A 21,188-nucleotide genomic window follows, 5' to 3' on the forward strand; every position below is an offset into this window, starting at 1 on the left:
ATCTTGTGGCTATCGAGGAGAGAGTGTAAATGGCTTTTTGACCGAAAGCATCCACGATACAAGCCCCCGGATTCATCCGTGCAGAAATAAAAAACCTGTATCCGATAAAGTCGCCCCCGAATTTATCCGTGAGGTCAAGACTTCAATTCTTTAATCTAAAATCTCAAATCTCAAATCTAAAATCGATTGACTGCCCCATAATACGTTTGTTTACTCCGCTCATTGACTAGGGGGCAAAACGATGCGTTTTTTTGTTGAACCCCAAACATAGCCACTTAAATCCCCAGACAATAGATGATATTCATCCTGTAAAAATACCACGAACTTGCCAGAAGTAATCTCAGCTCGATGAGTCTCCAACCAGCCTGTAATCTCCTGTCTTTTTTATCATTTCTGGGTCTGATTTAGGGTTGAGTTTGGGAGTGTTTTTCACCTAATCCGTGCGCGGTTTAATCGCGAAAGTTTGAAGGGCGAGAGTGTTTAATTGTTTGGTATGTTTTCGAGAATAATATCAGAGCGCAATTAAAGCGGAAATGAGGAGCGATCGCACAAACCCTGTTTGAGCAAAAAATCTGGTTTTTAGATTTGGTATTAATGGGGAGACTGGGGAGCGCGCCGACCGCCAATAACACCTGCAATTGACACCTGCCTGGAGGTGCGAAGGTTTTTGATAAAAAATCTTATGATGTAGCAAAAAAACTTGACATCAGCGGGTAATCGAAAGTAAAAATAAATAATAGCCATAACAAAATGAGGCTTTATGTTTGATTCGCGATCGGCGAGGGGCAAGTAGGGCATTGAGAAGTTGCTATCCCCTAAAACAATTTCGGCTAAAATACATCGAATAATATAGGGAGTATCTATGATTTTTTCGCAATCTAAAATCTAAAATCTAAAATGGCAACAGCTATTCTTGACCTCGAAATATCCAAACTCCCGCCAGAAATTAGGGTTGAGGAGGGTTACAGCAAAGCCTTGGTTTTAATTCGGCTGGGGGGAAAACCGATCGGCCAAGCTCTATTGTCGCTCGTCGGAGGTCGCGCCGACGGCTCCCAATTGCGGGAAACGCTGATGAACGCTGCGGGGGAGAACCTTTGGAAAAATTGGCTCTACGATACCCTTGCATGGGACGAACGCGGGCCTGTGCAGGCAATACCGATCGCCACAGTAGCGGTTTGCACGCGCGATCGCCCCGAAGATTTGCGGCGCTGTCTAGACGCGCTGATGCAGCTCCCAGATGAGGGTCAGGAATACTTAGTAATTGACAATTGTCCCAGCACGGACGCTACCAAGGAACTGGTCAAAAATTACCCACAAGTCCGCTATGTGCGGGAAGAGATACCAGGCTCCAGCGCTGCCCGTAACCGAGCTTTACGCGAAGCTAAACATGAATTCGTAGCCTTTACAGATGACGATGCTGCCCCCGATCCGAACTGGCTGCGATCGCTCTTGTGGAATTTTAGCGATCCGCGAGTTATGTGCGTCACGGGGCTGGTGATGCCCTTGGAACTGGAAACCGAAGCGCAAGAATGGTTTGAGTGGTACAGCCCGCACGGGCGGGGATTTGAGCGCCGAGTTTTTGATGGGGCGCAGTGCAATCCTCTGATTGTGCATCTTGTGGGAGTTTCGGCGAGTATGGCTGTGCGGAAAAGTTTGATCGACTACATTGGCCTGTTTGACGAAGCTTTGGGGGCGGGAACACCCACGGTGGGCGGCGAAGACTGTGAACTCTTTGCCCGAATTTTGCGCGCGGGCTACTGCATTGTCTACGAGCCGAGAGCATTGAGCTGGCACCGCCATCGGCGCACTTGGGAAGAATTGCGAAAAACGCTCCAAGGCTACGGCATCGGAGTCTATGCTTTCTGGACGCGACTGTTTGTAATCAACAGAGAATTCAGTGTGCCTCTATTAGCTTGGGGATGGCTGCGGTATAAGCAAATTCCTGAATTAATTGCTTCTTTGCGAAAGCAACCGGATGCGGTTCCGAGGGATTTGCTGTGGGCTCAATTCCGGGGCTGCATTAGTGGGCCGATGGCTTATTTTGCTTCTCGGAAGTTGTTACAAAAAATTAAGGGGAGCAATGAATAGGGATTTTTAGATTATTTTTAACGGCAGATGAAGGGAGATGAAATGCAGATGAAGTTAATTGTTGTAATGTAAATATGGAAAATCTAACAGTTAGCATAATTATTCCTAGCCACAACCGAAGTTCTTCGCTGCGGCGGGCTTTGGATGCTTTGCACTTGCAGACTTATCCGATCGACCTGATCGAGGTTATTGTAGTGGCAGATAGCTGCATTGACGATACTTTGGCAATGCTACAAGACTACAAAGCTCGGTTTAAACTGCAGGTGATCGAGGTAAATTGCCGAAGTGCTTCGATCGCCCGCAATACGGGAGCGGCTTCGGCTACCGGGAAATTGCTGCTGTTTCTCGACGACGATATAGAAGCGCTGCCACCTTTGGTGGAAAGCCATGCGCAGGTTCACCGAGAGCGTCCGGGAGCGGCTGTCATGGGCCCCTATCCGCCTAAGTTGCACGGAGGAACTAGTTTTTTTGACGTGGAAGTGCGCTCGTGGTGGGAAGAGAAGTTTTATCAGATGAGCCAACCTGGACACCGATTTACTTATCAAGATTTGCTCAGCGGCAACCTTTCTTTGGATGCAGAACTGTTTGGTCGTCTCGATGGGTTTGATTCGGCTTTTGGGAACTGCGGCGGAGAAGATTACGAGTTTGGGGTGCGTTTGCTGAAAGCTGGTGTACCTTTTGCTGTAGCGGGGGATGCTGTGGGCTATCATTACGAACACGAAACTAACAATCTCGATCGCTCTTTCCGCCGATCTCGTCAGGAAGGGCGATCGGATGTTTTGATCGGCCGCCGACACCCGGAACTCAGACCGACGCTGCACATAAAAGACTACGAAACTCCTTATTTTTTGGTAGACAAGATTGTGGTGGCGATCGCGTTTTTATGGCCGGCGGTTGTGGATTGGCTGGCTGTGGGAGTCAGGAAATCTCTGGATTTGCTGGAAAGCTTGGGGATGCGGGAAACTTGGCGGTGGTTGCGGGCTAAATTGCGCGGTTATTGGTATTTGCGGGGTGTGATTGATGAACTCAAAAGTCGAGCGGCAATTTCTAGTTTTATGCAAGGAGGCCCGGCCCGTGCTGATTTGGGCGGACATGAAATTAACATTGATTTGCAGCAAGGTTGGGAAGCTGCAGAAAGTCTGCTGGACGCGGAACGACCGGCTGGGGTTTACCTGTATTACGACCAACTAACAGTCGGCCATATTTTTCCGCAAGCGGGCGCTGAACCGCTGCGAGGCGCTCACTTGCGCTCAATTCTGGCGCTTCACTTTGCTCAACCCCTGGCTAGGGCGATCGCGGTTAACGGTATGCCCCGCAGTGCTGAAACGCTTGAAGAAAAGCCTTTAGTTGCTTTTGAAACTTACGAGTTAGCCATTAATAGCTAAGTAAATAGGTGCAAATAAAGATTACAGGATGCGGGCAGGTGAGTGCCTTCATCTTCTCGCTTATATCTCGTTATGCTTAGCTAAACTAGCCCCTAGAAGATATTTTTTTTCGTGCATCTCTAATGAATTCGGGGAAGTTAAACCAAAAACTCTAACCTCAAAAGTAGGGAAATTGGAAAATTGCCACCCCAAACTTAAAAGTCCCAAGTCAAAACTTTTTTATCTAGTGCCCGCTGCAAAATTTTCAGGAGCAAGTTATGGCAATAAAAGTTATGGAGATTGAGTTTGCCGAACAGATTAATCCGATTAGGCAACTCGAACAATACGAAGGAGTTCGGATTTTAGTTCGCTACCGGGGACGGCCTCTGGGCTGGGCTTATGTTAGTAACAATCCCTGGGAACAAACCATTTCCGCTGAGCGAGTGCGACAAACAATTGTGGATCAGTTAGGAAAAGAGTTGGTGCGATCGACTTTAGGAGAGCAGTTCGGCGCTGTTTCTGAAGCAGTGGCGGATCGCGACCTGCCGTCAATTAGCGTTGTCATCTGCACGCGCGATCGCACAGATTTGCTCAAAGGCGCTCTGGAAGCTCTGCTCGCCCTCGACTATCCGCACCGCGAAATTATCGTTATAGACAACGCTCCTGCAAGCAGCAGCACCGCTGAATTAGTCGCGCGATTGCCGGTACGCTACGTCAAGGAAGAACGGCCAGGATTGGACTGGGCGCGCAATCGCGGGATCGCGGAAGCGCGACATGAGATTATTGCTTTTACTGACGACGACGTGCGGCCTGATCCCGGTTGGCTGCGGGGTATTGCTGCGGCTTTTGCTGACCCGGAAATTATGGCAGTTAGCGGTTTAGTCGCGCCGGCGGAACTAGAAACAGAGGCTCAAATTCAATTTGAACTCGGCTACGGGGGAATGCTGCAACACATCCACAGTTTTAAAGCGGATGGTAGCAAGCTCTCCACGAGGGAGTTGTTGTGGGCGAGCAATTACGGAGTTGGGGCGAATATGGCTTTCCGGCGGCAAGTTTTCGATGTTGTGGGCAATTTTGACGTTGCTCTCGATGTGGGGACTGCGACTTGCGGTGCTGGCGATATTGAGATGTTTCATCGGATTTTGGCGAAGGGATACTCGACTTTTTATGAGCCGAGAGCTTTTGTGTGGCACCTGCACCGACGCAGCGCGGAGGCTTTGAGTCGGCAGTTGCAGGATAACGGGCGCGGTTTTGGGGCTTATGTACTCACGTGCGATCGCAACCGCACTGTGCCGCGCTGGGAAATTTGGAAATTTGCTATGTTTAATTGGTTCGGTTGGTGGCTGGTGCGCCGCTTGGGGGCTCCGGGTTGGCTGCCGCGCAAGTTGGTAGTCAGCGAGTTGCTGGGAGCTCTCGACAGTCCTTTTGCTTACAGAAAAGCGCAGTTGCAGGCGCAGCAGTTAGCTGAGATTGAGCCGGAAGAGCAGCTACAGTCGGAACCGCAGGAAGTCGCCGGAGGTGTGCGATGAAAAGTGTTCCCAGGCTGATTAACAGGCGCAAAATCGCTCATTTCTTCGATTTGCTGCGGGTATTGGTCGATCGCGATATGAAATTACTTTACAAGCGATCGGCTTTGGGGATTGCTTGGACTTTAATCAATCCGCTGTTGCAGTTAGCTGTATTTTCCTTTGTATTTCGCTCTGTTGTACCGATTAACGTTCCGCAATTTTCTTCCTTTGCTTTCAGCGGTTTGTTAATCTGGAGTTGGTCTCAAACCGCATTATTTCAAGCAACAGGATTAATTACCAACAATAAAGCGCTAATCAGACAGCCGAATTTCCCCACGGCAATTTTGCCGGTAGTCACGACTATGACGGGGCTACTTCACTTTCTGTTAGCTTTGCCGGTGTTAATTATCTTTCTGGCAATTGATGGCGTTCAGCCGAGTGCTGTGTTGTTTGTGTTGCCGCTGCTGATGGTTATTCAGTTTATTTTGACAGTCAGTTTGGCTTATCCCCTCGCCGCTTTGAATGTCACTTTTCGTGATACTCAGCACACTTTGGGCGTAGTTTTGCAGATGCTGTTTTACCTGACTCCGATTTTCTACGACCTCAACAGTGTCCCGAAACAATTTCAGCCTTTTTATCAGTTGAATCCTATGGTGCCACTGCTGGGAGCTTACCGCGCCATACTGCTCAAAGGTACGCAGCCAGATTGGCTGGCGCTGTTAATTGTTAGCTTGGTTGTGGCTGCTCTTTTGCCGATCGGACTGGGAATTTTTAGACGGCAAAGCAATACTTTTGTGGAGGAATTGTAAATGCGTCAAGCTATTGTTGTCAAGGGTTTGGGGAAACGTTTCAACCGCTACTCTGCCGATCGACCTTATACGATTATGCAGGCAGCTTTGGCGGGTTTTCGGCAGATGAAACCGCAGGCGCGTTTTTGGGCCCTGCGGGATATCAATTTCACTGTTTCTCCCGGAGAAATGCTGGGAATTCTCGGCAAGAATGGCGCGGGAAAATCGACGCTGCTGCAACTTGTTGGCGGTATCGGCCACGCTCAAGAAGGAACTATTGAAGTTAATGGCAGAATTGGTGGTTTGTTGGATTTGGGTGCGGGTTTTCACTCGGATTTAACGGGTAGAGAAAATGTGTTTGTGGGTGCGGTGGTGGCCGGTTTGACTCGTCGGGAAGCTGCGCGCCGATTTGATGATATTGTTGAATTTGCGGAATTGCAACAGTTTATTGATAGTCCGATGCGGACTTACAGTACCGGGATGCAAATGCGGCTGGCTTTTTCGGTGGCGGTTCACACCGATCCAGAAGTGCTGTTAGTTGATGAACATTTGTCGGTTGGTGATGTGGCTTTTCAAAATAAATGTTTGAACAGAATCACCGAGTTTAAGAATCAAGGATGTGCGATTGTTTTGATTTCTCACAACGCGGCGCAAATTCATAAACTGTGCGATCGGGCTTTGTGGCTGAAATCAGGTGAAATCGTGGCTTACGGGGAACCGGAAGTGGTAGTCGGTCAGTATTTGTCGGAAATGCGCCCAGCAACCGAAAAACGCACTCCCATGCGTCCTCCTGAAATGACGACTACGGGTTCGCAACTGCGAATTAATGACAATCGCTTTGGTTCTTTGGAAGTAGAAATTACGGATGTTAAAGTGTTGCCGGATGATGAGATAAACAGTGGCGATTCTATTACTGTGGAAATTCATTATTCTGTACCGAAGCCAATTTCTGCTGCTATTTTTGGCGTGACAATTAGCCGGGAAGATGGTCAAAGTTGTTTTGAAACTAATACTAATCAAATGGGCAGATTGCTGCCGCTGGCGGAAGGTAAAGGCACAATCCGCCTGCACGTAGACAGGCTGGATTTAGGCAATGGTCAGTATTACGTGAATGCTGGCGTTTACGAGAAGAGTTTGGCTTACGCCTACGATTATCATTGGCACCTTTATCCGCTGTACGTGCGATCGACTGTAAGCCAAAAAACGATTCTTTGTCCGCCCTACCGCTGGGAATTTGATGGCAAAATGCAGGTTGCGGATTTACCCGAACCAATCGAAAAAGTTCACGCCTTGAATAAGGAGAACCCCGCCTATGCCCAGATTTCGACTCAGTTGAAAAATAAGCAGGAACCTGACTTTTTAATTATTGGCGCTCAAAAGTGTGGCACTGAGGCTTTGTGTGGTTATCTGGAAAATCACTTGCAAATTCTTAAAGAAGGTGCGAGGAGAATTCAGTTTTTTGATTTGAATTTTGAGCGGGGTGTTGATTGGTACAGCAAGCAGTTGACTCGCTGTGTGGCGGGTGACAAGGTTTTGCTGTGGGAGATGACTGGTTACTATATTTATCATCCGTTGGTGGCAGAGCGGGTTTACAAGTGTTTCCCGGATGTTAAGCTAATTGTAATGCTGCGAAACCCGGTCAAACGAGCTTGGCTGCACTATCATTTAGAAGTGGCGATCGGCTGCGAAAAGCTGAATTTTGAAAAGGCGATCGCTTCGGAGCCCGAACGCCTAAAAGGTGAAATTGAAAAAATTAAAACAGATCAAAGTTATTACAGTTTCAACCACCAACATTATTCTTATTTGTCGCGAGGAATTTATGTTGAACAAATCAGGAATTGGCTCGATTATTTTCCGAGGGAACAGTTGCTAATTCTCAAAAGCGAAGATTTTGAGGCAAATACCGACAAAGTTTTTTCGGAAGTGTTAGATTTCTTGGATATTAGTGCGATCGCAAGTAAAGAAGATGAGATTAATATGAGGGAGGATTACACCCAAATACCAGCAGCAATCGAACAACAATTGACCGATTATTTCAAGCCTTACAATCAGGAACTTTCTGATTTGTTAAAACAAGATTTTACTTGGAGTTAGAATTGGTAGGTTGGGTTCCGAGAACCAAACCCAACCTACCTCAAAATATACCGTTAATTATAATTGCAAAATGTTATGAAACGCATATTTCTCCTAGGATCGCCTCGCAGTGGCACAACAATTCTTCAAAGCTTATTAGCTGCTCATCCCGAAGTTATTTCTTTTCCCGAATCTAAGTTTTTTCACTATTTGCTGTACGATCAGTTTGCGGGAAAGTTGCCAGGTAGAATGGAAGCTTTTTTTAAGGATGAGATTAAACGTCCTGAACTTTTGAAAGATTTTGATGACAGCCAAACTGTGGAAGATAAAGCTAGTTGGTTTGTGAGAGTTTTGGATGGTTTGGCTGCTGAACAAAAAAAAAGCATTTGGTTGGAAAAAACGCCGGAACACATATATTTCATTGATGACATAGAGCGCTTTTTGCCGAATGCAAAATTCATACATATTTTGCGAAACGGTATGGATACAATAGCTTCTATGTATGATGCTACTAGGAATTTTAACGAATTGTGGGGCGCTGGTTGGGATTTAAATCACTGTATCTATCGCTGGGAACACGCGATGTTAACTAGCCACAAATATATTAATAAATATAATCATATATTAGTTAAATATGAGGAGCTTTTAGATAACAAAACACAAATTTTAGAAAAAATTTGTCATTTTATGGGCATTGAATATGACGGCACAATGCTGGTTAATTATCAAGAAAAAGCCGCGAATCTCAGTTTAAATCTACCTTGGCACAAAGGAATTGAGAGAGATGTCAAAAGTAGTAACGTTCATAAATATCATAAAATTTTCACTCGAAATGAAATTAGATATATTTTAGATAAAATTCAGCGAGTCCAGGGTGAAATTGCCTGGAAAGTGGCGGTGGAAGTGACAGAACCAATTTCGGATATTTATGCTTGGCAAGTATGCGATCGCCTGTGCTGTACGATCAAACTAGAAGGAATTCAACTCGGTATTATTGAATTGCCGATTTGCGATTGCATGGTTGCGGCTTCGGTTTTGGCGGATGCGATCGCAGCCCAGTTTGCTTGGCAAATTCTCGATCGCTTCTTTCAACGCAATCGCTGCGAAAAAGGCAATAAATTGTGGGAAACTTTGCTGGAACCATTGCACCCTAAAAATGACTGGACGCTATTTATGCAAGAATTATGGGGGCGTCCACATTGGCATTTGGAGGATTTCTACAATCATGAAATAGCTGAGAAAGTCCCAACAATTACCCTCGAAAAAGATTTGATTGCTGTAGAAGTTAGCGAGGAATTTGCTAATATAAAAGTTGAGCTTTCTGAAATAAATGTGCTGGTGAAAGTAGGTGGCGTTGCTGTCGGTATTGTTACTGTTGCGGTGGAAAATAATTTTGTTTCGGCTCAAAAATTGCGATCGACAATTAATCGAAATTTTGGTTTTGAGTTGTGCGTCGCCGCCGTGCGAGAAGCTTTGGTGGGAAAACCACTCCACGGCAAGCAATGGCTACGATCGCGCTTAGCCTCTTGTGCTCAACAAAGGTCTAATTTGCCCGAATGGTTGAATGCACCGGGTGCTGGGGGCATTTACCCCCAAAATGCGGTGATGTTCGGCAGGCGATCGGGTGCGATCGGGACGAGTGTCAGCCGTCGCGCCTCACTCCCGGCGGCGGCGCTACAGGAAATCGAGTCAGCCGCGGCAATCGCGGGGGAACCGACAATGCAAATTCCCCAAGAAAACGAGTTTCCCAAGCAAGTATTTTACGCACCGGAAATCATTAGCTCAAAATCTTCTTATCGGGAAGTTTCTCACTCGGTGAAACCTCCTGTTTTGGACAATCATAGCCTTACACACAAACTCCCGATTCTCTCCTACCGCCGCATTTCTCCTGACGGTTTAGACGCAGTTACTCCCCAGATTTTTGAACAACAGTTACACAATCTTAAAAATCATGGTTATTACAGTGCGAGTTGGGAAAATTGGCGAAGCGCGAAACTGGCTAAAACTCCTTTACCCGGTAAAGCTGTATTGATCACTTTTGACGGCGGCTATCTCGACTTTTTCCAATATGCTTGGCCTCTGCTAAAACGCTTTGATTTTACAGCAACTGTTTTTCTCGTAGCGGAGTCAATAGGAAAGACAAATAGTTGGGAAAAAGCCGAATTTGAAGAAGTGCAGTTAATGGGATGGCAGGAAATTTTGCAACTGCGGGATGCAGGTATTGAATTCGGTTCTATGTCTGCTACTCATCAACCTTTGACTGCATTGTCGCCGACAGAAATTGTGCGGGAGGCAGCCAAATCCCGTGCTATCTTGGAACGGGGATTAGAGAAATCTGTTAAATGTTTTGCCTATCCTTACGGCGATGTCGATCCAATTGTAGCGCATTTAATTGGAGCGAGTGGATATACTTTTGGTGTATCATATACATTAAATTTTAGCAGTTTTGAAGATTCTTTATTGTCGCTGCCGCGCATTCAAGTCACCGCAGAAAATGCCTTAAAATTAGCTTAGTAATGTGCGTCAATCGATTTTAGACTTTAGATTTTAGATTTTAGAATTGAAGCATTGACCCCACGGATAAATACGTTCGGCAAGTTTCATCGGGTACAGGTTTTTTATTCCTCCGTCCTGAGTCTGCTTTCGGAATGAATCCGGGGGCTTGTATCCTGGATGCTTTCGGTCAATCAGCGAGATTTTTACTTCAAATAACAATCTATCACCGGACGCACCTTACCAGTGAAATTTCTTAATCAATTCCTTGATTTTTCTCTGCAAATAACCGCCTAACCCTCGGGAAATTTTCTCAAATTTATAATAAAATAAAATATCCATCACATCTTCAGTGTTCATATACTTTAAATAATAAATTATTTTATCGGTCAGTTCATCATTAACATCATCGATATACTTTCTCACCGCCAACCTTTCCGAAATATGCCATTTCCGATCAAACTTGCGGTGCATTTCCGTCTCATAATCCCGAAAATCTGAGATTTTCCCCTCCAAATACCTTTGAATATATTTCCCCGCGATTTGGGCACCATCCATTCCGTGTCTAATCCCTTCGCCACCCAAAAAATTTACTGTCGAAACACTATCGCCGATCGCAATTATATTATCCTTGCAATAAATATCCTTCAAACCACGACTGTACTTCAGCATGGAACCGTGTTTGTCAAGAATTTTATAATTTTTAGACTTTAGATATTCATTAATCAGTAAATCAATATATTTTTTCAGAGGTGACAAATGCGTCAGCGTTTTCTGCTCTAAAAAAATGCGGGCAGCACCAACTTTCAGCCTATTTGGTTCCATTGGAAATATCCAAGAATAGCCTTTAGGCATCCATTTATCGCCCACAAATAAGATTAAATCACCGCTGTATTTATTGTAAACTTCTGGCTCTACTTCAATTAAATATTCGATTCCGGTTCCCGATAAAAAATCAGGCTTATCATTCTCTTTTTCGTACATAATCGCCCTAGCAAAGCCAGTAGCATCAACCAATACTTTAGTGCTAACTTTGATAATTTGACCGTCGGATGACTGTTTAAATTCGACTGTTGTTTCGCCCTTGCTTTGTGAATGTCCGGTGTAGCGATAACCAAGCCAAACTTCACCGCCAAATCGCTCAACTTCGCTGGCCAAAAATGCTCTAAATTTAGCAAAATTGAGAACAACTCCCAAGCTTTCGGGAGACTCCCAAGTTTGACTGACTTTGCTAGTTTCAATAGTAAATTTGTGCCAAAAACTGCCGATAACGGATTCAGGTAAATCGAATTTAGAGAGGGTTTCTAGAGGTGTAGCGGCGCTAGAAAAGTCATTTTTATTAAAATTGTCGTTTTGCTCTGCCAGCAAGACTTTGTGGCCGGATTGGGCTAGGATTCTCGCGCAGTGACCGCCTGCTGGGCCTGCTCCTACTATTACTATGTCAAAACTTTTTAAATTCATTTTGCTTTTAACTCGCTTCCAATGTCAAAATACCCGCAGGCATATCAACTACTAACCGCCGACTTTTCAGCCACTGGCAGCCTATTAAAATTTCCGGTACTCCGTCACCCACATGAACGGGAATGTCAAATTCTTGCTCATCTATGCGTACTTTTCCTGCATAAATATCGAAATAGAATTCTCCCTTAGCTGTCCGCATTTTTTGTCGCCTAATATAAATCCAATCAAGCCCTTCTAAATCCTGACTGTCCATTGCTAACCAGCCAGAAAAACCTGTATCTAGCAGGGCATCAACAGGCAATTCTAAGCCGTTATCAGCAATCAATTCTACTTCAAAAAATAGCTCGTCTTCATCACCAAATATTCCTGCAATCATATCGTGCCGCACGCCCCTGTATGGTTGAGGCGGAAAAGAAACGGGATAGCATTTGGGTGTTTCTGGCGGCACATTTTGGTAGCTACCATATCATCTTTGTCGATAAAATAGTCTCCGCTGTCGGGTTCAACAGCTATGTACCAGTTGTAGTGGGTTTTAATCAATTCTGGTTTGAGGCGATCGAAAATTGGTTTGCAGCGCTGATAAAATGTTTCTCTTTCGGCTCGCCACTGGGCTTTTTTTTCTTCTGACCACTGAATTTCTGGGAACAATCTTCCCCGCCTTACAGTGCGATTTACCGTGCGATTTGGTTGCACATTAGTCATGGTTTTTTCTCCCTTATGGTACTTTTTCTCTATCGTATTGTACCACAAGCTCCGGTTCGAGCTATCCGAAAGACGTGCAATTTAGCTTTGAGGTATTTTGCACGGGCTATCTTGGTAAATAAAATATCATTTCGATCGATAAAATATTCCCCGCAGGGAGTAAGTTTGGGTTAAGCACACCGTTTCAGATAGCTTTGGGCAACACCATCGCTGGGATTTCTTTCCAAACACCTAGCAAACAGGAATTTGGCATCCTCGATCGAGCCTTGATAGTAGCGAATCAAAGCTAATTCAAAAATCGGTTTCGTTTCCAATTTAGCTTGTTTTTGGGCGGGAGGATCGGCCTCAAATACCTCAAACACCCCAACTTTTTGAGCTTTTCCTCGAACTTGCACCTTAGCGACGAAGCGCAGGGCATACTTCATCGGTTCTTCGAGCCCAGCTAAGGTGGTGTGGGAAATCAGAAACGGAACTTGGTAGACTTTTGTTAACTGTTCGAGGCGCGAACCGAGATTAACTGAATCGCCAATGACGGTGGTATCCATGCGAAAGTTACCGCCTACTGTTCCTAGCCTCAAATTTCCTGTATTGATACCAATACCAATTTCGAGGGGCTGGCGATCGAGTAGTTGTCGGCTTTTGTTGTATTCAGCGAGGATTTTCAACATAGTCACTGCTGCACTTACAGCCAGATCGGCACTTCCTTCAAACAGTGCCATAATTTCATCACCAATATATTTATCAATAAAACCACCATTTTCAATAATTGCAGGTTCCATGCGCCGGAGATAGCCATTGATAAACTTAAACGTATCTTCTGGGGTCATTTGCTCCGAATGGGTGGTGAAACCGCGAATATCGGCAAACAAAACCGACATTTTTTTTTCAATAGATTCTCCCATTTTAATTTCTGTGATATTTTGTCGATCCAGACATTGCAAAAATTGACGGGGAACAAATCGGGAAAAAAGTTCATTAAGTTGGAACAATTCTTGGGTGAAATTTTCTCGTTCGGCTTCAGCTTGTTTGCGATCGCTGATATCCTGGAAAGCCGCGATCGCCTGAGAAATTTTGCTTGTTTTATCGCGAATGGGTGTAGCCGAGATTTCTAAGGGAACGAGCCGATCGGGGTAATGAATTTCGATATCCTCAGCACGAACTGTTTCCCCGGCTAAAGCGCGCACGATCGGCGATTTCTGTGCGGGGTATAATTCCTCAGTTCCCCCCTGATAAATTTTGAAATCCGTTGAACTTTGCTCGATTTGGGTTTCAGGTAAAATGTCTAGCTGGAGTAATTCCTTGGCTTTCTGATTGGCATAAGTTATTTTTCCCGCATTATCGTGAACTGTCACACCAATGGGCATTGCTTCTAAAATCTGAGTCAGGCGACGTTCATTTTCCCGCAGTTGAGCATTCTGTTCTTCGAGTTTTTTGCTTCGCCAATACTTGCTGAGAGCTTCTTTAACCGTCAGATGGAGATCCGTAGCATCCCAGGGTTTGGCAATATAACGGTAGAGATTAGCTGAATTCACAGCATTGCCCACTGCATCTGCTGCGGCTTGACCGGTGAGCATAATCTTCAATACATTGGGATATTGGGCATGAATCTGACAGAGGAGTTCGTCGCCTTTCATTCCCGGCATCAGATAGTCAGAAACAACCGCAGCAGTTTCGATACCTTCTGCTTGCAGTTCTTCGAGAAGTTCTAGGGCTTCTTCACCGCTTTGGGCCGCTTCAATCTGGTAATCTTGACCGAAGTTTCTTTGTAATTCCTCAGCAAGACCTTCCAACAGCATCGGTTCGTCATCTACCACAAGAATTGCTAGTTCGTTCATCCTAATTTCAGGGCTGTTGTGATGGTTTCGAGCAACTCTTCTTGCCGCCACGGTTTATGAATGCAGCAGTACAGATTAGCTTCCCGCTTGGCTCGTTCAATAGCTTCCCGATCGGCTTGTCCGGTTAACAGAATCTTGGTAATATCGCCGAATTGCTGGTGAACTTGAACTAAAAACTCGTCTCCCCGCATTCCGGGCATCAACCAATCAGAGACAATTACAACAATCTTGACTCCCCCGTCAGTTAGCTCTTCAATAATTTCTAGAGCTTCCTCACCACTTTCGGCAGCTTCATACAAAAATTGCTCGCCAAAGTGACGGCTAATTTGCTCTTGAAGAACTTCTAGGATAACTATTTCATCATCAACACAGAGAATTGCTACTTCAGTCATATTTTTATGGTTATCGAATTGAGCTCGTGTCCGGTCATCTAACCCTTATATGTTTGTACTAAGGACTTCAGTCCTTTGTTAAGCTGTCACGCATTTAAATTGCATATTCAGGGCGGGCTCTTAGGCCCACCCCACAAGACTTAGATTGTTTGTTGACATTCTATTGAAATGCACAACAGCTTACGGATTTGAAAAAAATGCGGACGCCCATTCCTCACTACAAACCTCTTTTGTTACGCTCACTCGACCGGATCTGATATGAAATGCCCGTCAAAGACGTGCTAAAAAAAATCATTTATTTTGTCATCTATATTACCCCATAGGCAACGTCACCGTGAAGGTAGTTTTGCCACAGACAGATGAAAAGGTAATTGTTCCCTGATGTTTTTCCACGATTTTTCTGACAATATCCAGCCCTAAACCGCTCCCTTCTCCTGCTGGTTTGGTAGTGAAGAAAGGTTGAAAAATTCGCTCTTGAATATCTGGAGAAATCCCACAACCAGAGTCGGTGACTTCTACTACTATATTTTGCTCTTTCTGATGCACGCCGATTTCCAGCGTCCCTTTGCCATCCATAGCTTGAACAGAATTGTGAATTAAGTTGGTCCACACTTGCACGAGTTCGTCGGGATAGCAAGGAATCTCTGGAACGGGTTGATAGTGACGAGTGACCTCGACACCTTTCTTAAGATAATTGTGATACAATTCGAGCACGGTTTCAATGTTGTCAGTAATCTGGATCGATCGTTTTTCCCCAGTGTGGTCGTAACGAGCGTAGCTCTTGAGGGCGAAGACTATTTTTGAAGCTCGTTCGACGGCGTTGTTAATGTTTTGGCTGTTGGCTTGCAGGCGGGCGATATCGTAGGCAATTTGCACGATTTGATTGGCTTGGGGCGTTTGCAGCAAAGACAGTTGAGAGTCAAAACTCTGATGTATTCCTCCTTCTGTTAGCAGGTGAGCCAGTTGTTTGGCATTGGCAATGTGATGAGATTCAAGCTGTTGAGTCAGCGTGCGTTTAATTTGGCGTTTTTCGCGGGTACTGAGGCTGGATTGATTGCTCAGAGCTTGTTTGAGGACGCTGAAAAAGTCGGCTTGCTGTTGCTCGGTGAGTTGGGGCAACAGTTGGGGCAGTTGAAACAACGAGGCTTCTAAGGCTTTATCCGTGTTGCCGATCGCGGCGCGAATTGCTCCCAAAGGCGTGTTAATTTCATGGGCTACCCCGGCAACCAGTTGTCCGAGGGCGGCCATTTTTTCCGATTGAATTAGCTCGTTTTGAGTGGCTTGGAGAGTGTGGAGGGTGTTTTTCAATTCCCGAGTCCGATCGGCAACTTGATGTTCTAAAGTTCGGTTGTAGTTTTCGAGAATTTTCTGAGCTTGTTTGCGATCGCTGATGTCGAAGAAAGCGGCGATCGCATAGGCAATCTTGCCTGTATCATCAAAAATTGGCGTGGTGGAAACTTCTAAGGGAACTATCTTATCTGGTTGGTGAAGTTCTAAATCGTCTGCTTTGGCAGCTTCACCGGCTAGGGAACGCACGATCGGGAGTTGGTCAGTGGGGTACAAATCCTGGGTGCCGGCACGATAAATTTGATATGCTTTGGCTATTTGCTCGGTTTGGGATTCTGGTGCTATGTTGAGGCCGAGTAACTGTTGTGCTGTCTGGTTGACATAGTGGAGTTGTCCGGTTGGTGAGTGGATAGCGACACCCACGGGCATTGCTTCTAGGAATTGAGTCAACCGTCCTTCGCTTTCTTTAACTTCGGCGTAGAGTTTGGCATTGGCGATCGCGATCGCGGCTTGTCCAGATAATAGTTGGATAATTTCCAATCTGTCGGGGGTAAAGGCTCCTGTGGTTAAATTATTTTCCAGATAGACAATGCCGCCCAGTTGACCTTGATTAATCAGTGGCGCACATAAGATAGATTTGGTTTTATTCGCTTTGATGTATGGGTCAAGTGTAAATTTGCCTTGATTTGCCGCATCGTTCTTGACAACTGTTTCTCTTGTACGGGCAACATAGTTGACGATTGATGCGGGTAAGTTGTTGTCAATGGGGATTGACTGCAATACGTTGATGCGATCGGCATCCACCTCCCCAGAGGCTTCGATCGCCCATTGTCCGGCTTTGTCCAAAATTAGAAAGCCTGTTTGCGCTCCCGCATTTTGAATGAGAATTTTCATTAAGTTGGCGAGTAACTTATCGAGGACAATTTCGCCGGAAATGGCTTGGGAGGCTTTCATGACGCTGGCGAAATCTAACGCTTCACCTGACTGACTACCACTTGTGGACTTGATAGTTGTCGTGGAGGTAGAGGTAATGCTTCTGGTGGCAGATGATTTTGGCAGTAACTGCGGGTATTTTGCTTCCAAATCCTCGACCTTGGCTTTGGCTCCCCAACGTGTGTAGGCGTAGTGTGCCTCTTTCATATAAGTTTGGGCAATCTTTGTCCTGCCACGCTCTAGATAAAACTTGGCGGCTAATTCATAAGCTAATGCTTCTTCCTGGATATATTCATTTTCCTTAGCACCAGATATAGCTTGTTCATAAAATTCTTCAGCTTCAAGGACTTGACCCAAAACCCGCGCTTTTTCGGCTTCGACTAGATGAAATTTATGCAAAAAATTCATCGGGGCATGATGCGCCCATCTTTGCATCTTTTCTTGGTTAGTATTAATCCGATTAAGCAAAGCTTCTTTTTCCGAATTTAAAGCATTCGTAAATACGCTCAAATGAGCTAGAGAATCATAGAAATGGAAAAGCGACACAGCCATCATTGCTGTCACATTATCCAAATACTGTTCTGCCAAAACAGCATTTTGTACAGCTTGACGATAATCACCAAATAAATAACAGAGGATAATCTTATTTAGATATAAGTAGTGCAACTCAGTTCTATCATTTATTTCAATGGCAAGGGGGAGTGCTAGCTCTTCATTATAAGCATCACCACTTAATAGAGTGGGGTTCTCTTCCTGACCCAGTAAGTTACGAACTGCCTGCAAAAATGTTGCGATCCAATTAAAGGGTCTTTCCCGCCTTATTTGACTAATGGCTTTACTATAGGTCGATATTTTTTGTTCTAGCTCAGTAAGTTCGTGACCGATAAAATATGAATGAGATCCATTGAAAAATGCAGAGTAGCCAGCATATTCAAATTCTCCCATTTCCATCCCGCTTTGATAGGCATCAATCAGAATAGGCTGGGTTTCCTTGAAATGCTCTTTCCAATGGATTATGAAGCCTCCAAACACCTGCAATGTCTTACACTTGATATCCTTGATATCTAGCAACTCAACTAACTTTAAACTCAATCTACCAAAACTATAACCAGAATCAATGTCTTGAACTACCCCACACAAAATTAATCCGTAACAAGCATAAGCAAATGCAGACAAACGTGAATTACCATATCTGATAGATAAATTCACCTGTTCGCATATCATAAGTATAAACAGTGCTGGCACAGATGCAATAGTACTAGCAACTATACTCGAAAAGATAAGTAGGGCTGCCTGCTTCTCCGGTTCAATCATTAAAGGTAGGTTAATTAAATCTTCAATGTCTCGACCAGCAACGAGTGAAGCCGTTGTTTCGAGTCCTCTTTGAACATCCCACTGGCTCGGATCTTCTGGTAAGATTATCCCTAATTGTGTCAGTGCGATAAGGCTAATTTGAATTCCTTCTTTTATGTTACTTTGTGCACCAGCCGATTGAATTTTTACATCATAAACTTTTACTTTATCCAGCACATTTTTAGCACGATTTAGTACTTCTTCTGCGAGTTGTTCCATTTTTGGAAAGTCGCCCTTGAGATATGCTGCTTCTGCAGCTTCTTCGTGTAGCGCTAAAGTTAAGTCATAGTTACTCTGCCAACTATCTGCATTTAGTAGGTTTAGTCCTCTATTCAAATAGTCAACGGCTGCCACATACGCTGTTGCAGCTTTAGCTTTTTTGCCTGCCATCAAATTTAGTTTGGCAATTTCATTTCGTTCGGCTCGATCCGTCACAAGTTCGACGCCTAGATTGAGGTGATCGACGATTTCAAATATCTCCTCTGATACGGCTTTCGGATCTGTATTCTGCAACAGTAGCCGACCAATTTGTAAGTGAACTGCTATTTTTTGCGCTTCATCAATCAAGGCATACCCTGCTTGTTGAACTCGATCGTGCAGAAACTTGTAATCCTGAATTAACAGTTGAGTATCTAACTCAGAGGTGGGCAAAATCAATCCAGATTGAATTGCCGTCACCAGATCGGGGAAAACTGCCTCTTTGGATTTTTCACAGACAATAGAGATAGTGGTTAAATCAAAAGAAGCCCCGACACAAGCTGCCAAGCGTAAAACTTGCTGTGTAGATTCTGGCAGTTTCTTCAAGTTGCCAATCATTAACTCCACTACATTATCAGTAATGTCCTGTGCCTCAATGTTTGAAATATCCCACACGAAGGCGTGACGTTGAAAATCAAAAGTTATTAATTTTTCTGCGTGCAGGGTTTTCAGAAATTGATTGGCAAAGAAGGGATTACCAAGTGTTTTCCGCTGAACCAGTTCTGCTAACGGTTTTGCCGACTTATTGTCGCTATGCAATGTATCAGCAATTAGGTGATTGATATGTTCTAATTCTAACGGTGCTAAGGTAATAAAGTTGATAGTTGCTCCCCGGTTACGCAGCCCATCAAGCGTCATCATTAACGGATGAGCCGGGTTGACTTCGTTATCCCGATACGCCCCAATTAGGAAGAGATATTGCGTCTCATTATCCACCATCATCCGTTCTATTAACTTGAGCGTAGCAGAGTCTGCCCACTGCAAATCGTCCAGAAAAATAACCAAAGGATGCTCTTTGGTACAAAATGCTCGGATGAACTGACCAAAGACGAGATTAAAGCGATTTTGCGACTCGGTTGGACCTAACTCAGGCACGGGTGGCTGCTTGCAGACAATCAGTTCTACTTCGGGAATTACATCAATAATGACTTGTCCGTTAGCACCCAATGCTGCTAGAAGTTTTTCTCGCCATTGGGCAAGCTGTGAAGAGTTTTCGGATAAAAGTTGTCGCACTAATCCCTTAAAGGCGCTGACAATAGCTGAGTAGGGAATATTCCGCTGAAATTGGTCAAATTTCCCTTCTGTGAAATAGCCGCGCAGTCGAGTATTTGGTTTATGAATTTCGGCAACTAGGGATGATTTTCCGATACCAGAATAACCCGCTACTAACATCATTTCGATTCCCCTCTCGTACCCCGAGGATGCTGCGGTATTCTCTTCTGTGGGCAAATTTTCCGCAGCCCCCCGAATAACGGGGGGTTGGGGGGCTCGTCCGCCCCCTGCTGCTACTCGCTCAAATGCTGTTAGTAAAGTTTCAATTTCTGCCTCACGGCCGTAAAGTTTTTGGGGAATTTGAAACTTATCAGAAATATCATTGGATGCCAGAGAGAAGCAAGATATATTTCCTATTTTCTGTAACTGAGATAGACAATTATCCAAATCTGTTTTGAGTCCCCAAGCACTTTGATACCGCTCCTCTGCCGTTTTTGCCATCAGTTTCATCACAATATCTGAAACCGCTTTGGGAATTTCTGAATTAATCTCATGAGGCGATACCGGCACTTTAGCAAGATGACAATGCACCAATGAGAGCGCATCAGCAGGCTCAAATGGTAGCTTGCCGGTAAGTAGTTCGTAGAAGGTGACGCCGAGCGAGTAAAAATCCGTGCGGTAATCAAGGGAACGGTTCATCCGTCCCGTTTGCTCCGGCGACATATAGGCTAAAGTCCCTTCTAAAACATTGGGATTTTTTAGGGTAGGATTGGAGCGGCTTAACTGAGTGGAAATGCCAAAGTCGATGATTTTGAGAATTCCCGTTTCTGGATTGAAGAGGATATTGGAGGGGTTGATATCTTTGTGGATAATATTGCTGCTGTGAATTTGACCTAAAATTTCAGTGATTTTGATGGCTATTTTGAGAAAATCAGGCAGCGAAAAGTGAGAATTTGACTCAATCTGACTGTCGAGCAGTTGTCTGAATGAGAATCCACCTAAATCTTCAAGGACGATCGCTAATGTTCTTTGATATGGTTCCAATCCATAGGTTTTAACTATGCCGTCTATCTCTAAGTTGCGAGTAATTTCATATTCCTGTTTGTATCGAGTGAGTTCTGCAACTGTAGGATAGTCTTCTTTGAGTACCTTGAGGATAACTGCTCGATCGTCCTGTTCTCGCCTAGCTCGATAGACTGCGGAATTAGCACTTTCGTAGATTTGTTCTAGAATCTGGTAGCCGGGAAATTTTATCATAATTCGCCGTCAAAATACTGTTAAAAAGCTGCGATTTCCGAGCGTTCCTAAATTGCGTTCTTGCACCCTCTTGACTCTCACGTTGGGACTCACACAAAAATTTATCCAACATCGATCCCTCCAGCCGGAAATCTCTAACCTAAAATTAGTATATCTTGACAGTATAACTAAATATTTTATTTAT

At 44.7% G+C, this 21,188-nt stretch carries 12 protein-coding genes; 6 read left to right on the top strand and 6 right to left on the bottom strand.

The window, feature by feature from the left end:
* Positions 1-897 precede the first annotated feature (897 nt).
* The 6 genes from QUA83_RS15295 to QUA83_RS15320 all read left to right on the top strand — a co-directional run bounded on the left by QUA83_RS15295 (position 898) and on the right by QUA83_RS15320 (position 10,335).
* A complete protein-coding gene (locus QUA83_RS15295) occupies positions 898-2,088 on the top strand; it encodes a glycosyltransferase (protein WP_333293978.1) in 1,191 nt (396 codons plus the stop codon).
* 74 nt (positions 2,089-2,162) lie between these two features.
* Entirely contained in the window at positions 2,163-3,473 is a 1,311-nt protein-coding gene (locus tag QUA83_RS15300; protein WP_333293980.1) for a glycosyltransferase family 2 protein, read from the top strand.
* Positions 3,474-3,730: 257 nt separating this feature from the next.
* Positions 3,731-4,981 (top strand): glycosyltransferase, encoded by a 1,251-nt coding sequence (locus QUA83_RS15305; RefSeq protein ID WP_333293982.1) that lies wholly within the window; start codon positions 3,731-3,733, stop codon positions 4,979-4,981.
* Positions 4,978-5,769, top strand: coding sequence for an ABC transporter permease (locus QUA83_RS15310; RefSeq protein WP_333293983.1), 792 nt, complete (start codon positions 4,978-4,980; stop codon positions 5,767-5,769). Before QUA83_RS15305 ends, QUA83_RS15310 begins: the two co-directional genes overlap by 4 nt.
* Positions 5,770-7,842 carry a Wzt carbohydrate-binding domain-containing protein gene (locus QUA83_RS15315; RefSeq protein WP_333293984.1) on the top strand — a complete coding sequence of 691 codons (2,073 nt, stop codon included), beginning with the start codon at positions 5,770-5,772 and terminating at the stop codon, positions 7,840-7,842.
* A gap of 75 nt (positions 7,843-7,917) precedes the next feature.
* Complete coding sequence (locus QUA83_RS15320) at positions 7,918-10,335, top strand: sulfotransferase (RefSeq protein ID WP_333293985.1); 2,418 nt, start codon at positions 7,918-7,920, stop codon at positions 10,333-10,335.
* A gap of 219 nt (positions 10,336-10,554) precedes the next feature.
* Here the strand turns inward: QUA83_RS15320 and QUA83_RS15325 are convergent, their stop codons facing one another.
* From QUA83_RS15325 to QUA83_RS15350, 6 genes are all read right to left on the bottom strand, one after another.
* The gene (locus tag QUA83_RS15325; protein WP_333293986.1) at positions 10,555-11,775 is read right to left on the bottom strand and encodes an NAD(P)/FAD-dependent oxidoreductase; all 1,221 of its coding nucleotides are present in this window, start codon (positions 11,773-11,775) and stop codon (positions 10,555-10,557) included.
* Between the two features lie 7 nt (positions 11,776-11,782).
* The gene (locus QUA83_RS15330; protein WP_333293988.1) at positions 11,783-12,151 is read right to left on the bottom strand and encodes an aspartyl protease; all 369 of its coding nucleotides are present in this window, start codon (positions 12,149-12,151) and stop codon (positions 11,783-11,785) included.
* On the bottom strand, positions 12,148-12,477 hold the full coding sequence (locus QUA83_RS15335) for a hypothetical protein (RefSeq protein WP_333293990.1): 330 nt from the start codon (positions 12,475-12,477) through the stop codon (positions 12,148-12,150). Before QUA83_RS15335 ends, QUA83_RS15330 begins: the two co-directional genes overlap by 4 nt.
* A gap of 170 nt (positions 12,478-12,647) precedes the next feature.
* Positions 12,648-14,312 carry a response regulator gene (locus QUA83_RS15340; protein WP_333293991.1) on the bottom strand — a complete coding sequence of 555 codons (1,665 nt, stop codon included), beginning with the start codon at positions 14,310-14,312 and terminating at the stop codon, positions 12,648-12,650.
* Positions 14,309-14,704 carry a response regulator gene (locus tag QUA83_RS15345; protein WP_333293992.1) on the bottom strand — a complete coding sequence of 132 codons (396 nt, stop codon included), beginning with the start codon at positions 14,702-14,704 and terminating at the stop codon, positions 14,309-14,311. Before QUA83_RS15345 ends, QUA83_RS15340 begins: the two co-directional genes overlap by 4 nt.
* 312 nt (positions 14,705-15,016) lie before the next feature.
* Entirely contained in the window at positions 15,017-21,004 is a 5,988-nt protein-coding gene (locus QUA83_RS15350) for an AAA family ATPase (RefSeq protein WP_333293993.1), read from the bottom strand.
* Positions 21,005-21,188 lie beyond the last annotated feature (184 nt).

This window comes from Microcoleus sp. K1-B1 (assembly GCF_036704705.1).
Classification (GTDB): Bacteria; Cyanobacteriota; Cyanobacteriia; order Cyanobacteriales; family Microcoleaceae; genus Microcoleus.

Coding starts and splice junctions, on each gene's coding strand:
- QUA83_RS15295 (WP_333293978.1), top strand. CDS start 898: ATGGCAACAGCTATTCTTGACCTCGAAATATCCAAACTCCCGCCAGAA.
- QUA83_RS15300 (WP_333293980.1), top strand. CDS start 2,163: ATGGAAAATCTAACAGTTAGCATAATTATTCCTAGCCACAACCGAAGT.
- QUA83_RS15305 (WP_333293982.1), top strand. CDS start 3,731: ATGGCAATAAAAGTTATGGAGATTGAGTTTGCCGAACAGATTAATCCG.
- QUA83_RS15310 (WP_333293983.1), top strand. CDS start 4,978: ATGAAAAGTGTTCCCAGGCTGATTAACAGGCGCAAAATCGCTCATTTC.
- QUA83_RS15315 (WP_333293984.1), top strand. CDS start 5,770: ATGCGTCAAGCTATTGTTGTCAAGGGTTTGGGGAAACGTTTCAACCGC.
- QUA83_RS15320 (WP_333293985.1), top strand. CDS start 7,918: ATGAAACGCATATTTCTCCTAGGATCGCCTCGCAGTGGCACAACAATT.
- QUA83_RS15325 (WP_333293986.1), bottom strand. CDS start 11,775: ATGAATTTAAAAAGTTTTGACATAGTAATAGTAGGAGCAGGCCCAGCA.
- QUA83_RS15330 (WP_333293988.1), bottom strand. CDS start 12,151: ATGATTGCAGGAATATTTGGTGATGAAGACGAGCTATTTTTTGAAGTA.
- QUA83_RS15335 (WP_333293990.1), bottom strand. CDS start 12,477: ATGACTAATGTGCAACCAAATCGCACGGTAAATCGCACTGTAAGGCGG.
- QUA83_RS15340 (WP_333293991.1), bottom strand. CDS start 14,312: ATGAACGAACTAGCAATTCTTGTGGTAGATGACGAACCGATGCTGTTG.
- QUA83_RS15345 (WP_333293992.1), bottom strand. CDS start 14,704: ATGACTGAAGTAGCAATTCTCTGTGTTGATGATGAAATAGTTATCCTA.
- QUA83_RS15350 (WP_333293993.1), bottom strand. CDS start 21,004: ATGATAAAATTTCCCGGCTACCAGATTCTAGAACAAATCTACGAAAGT.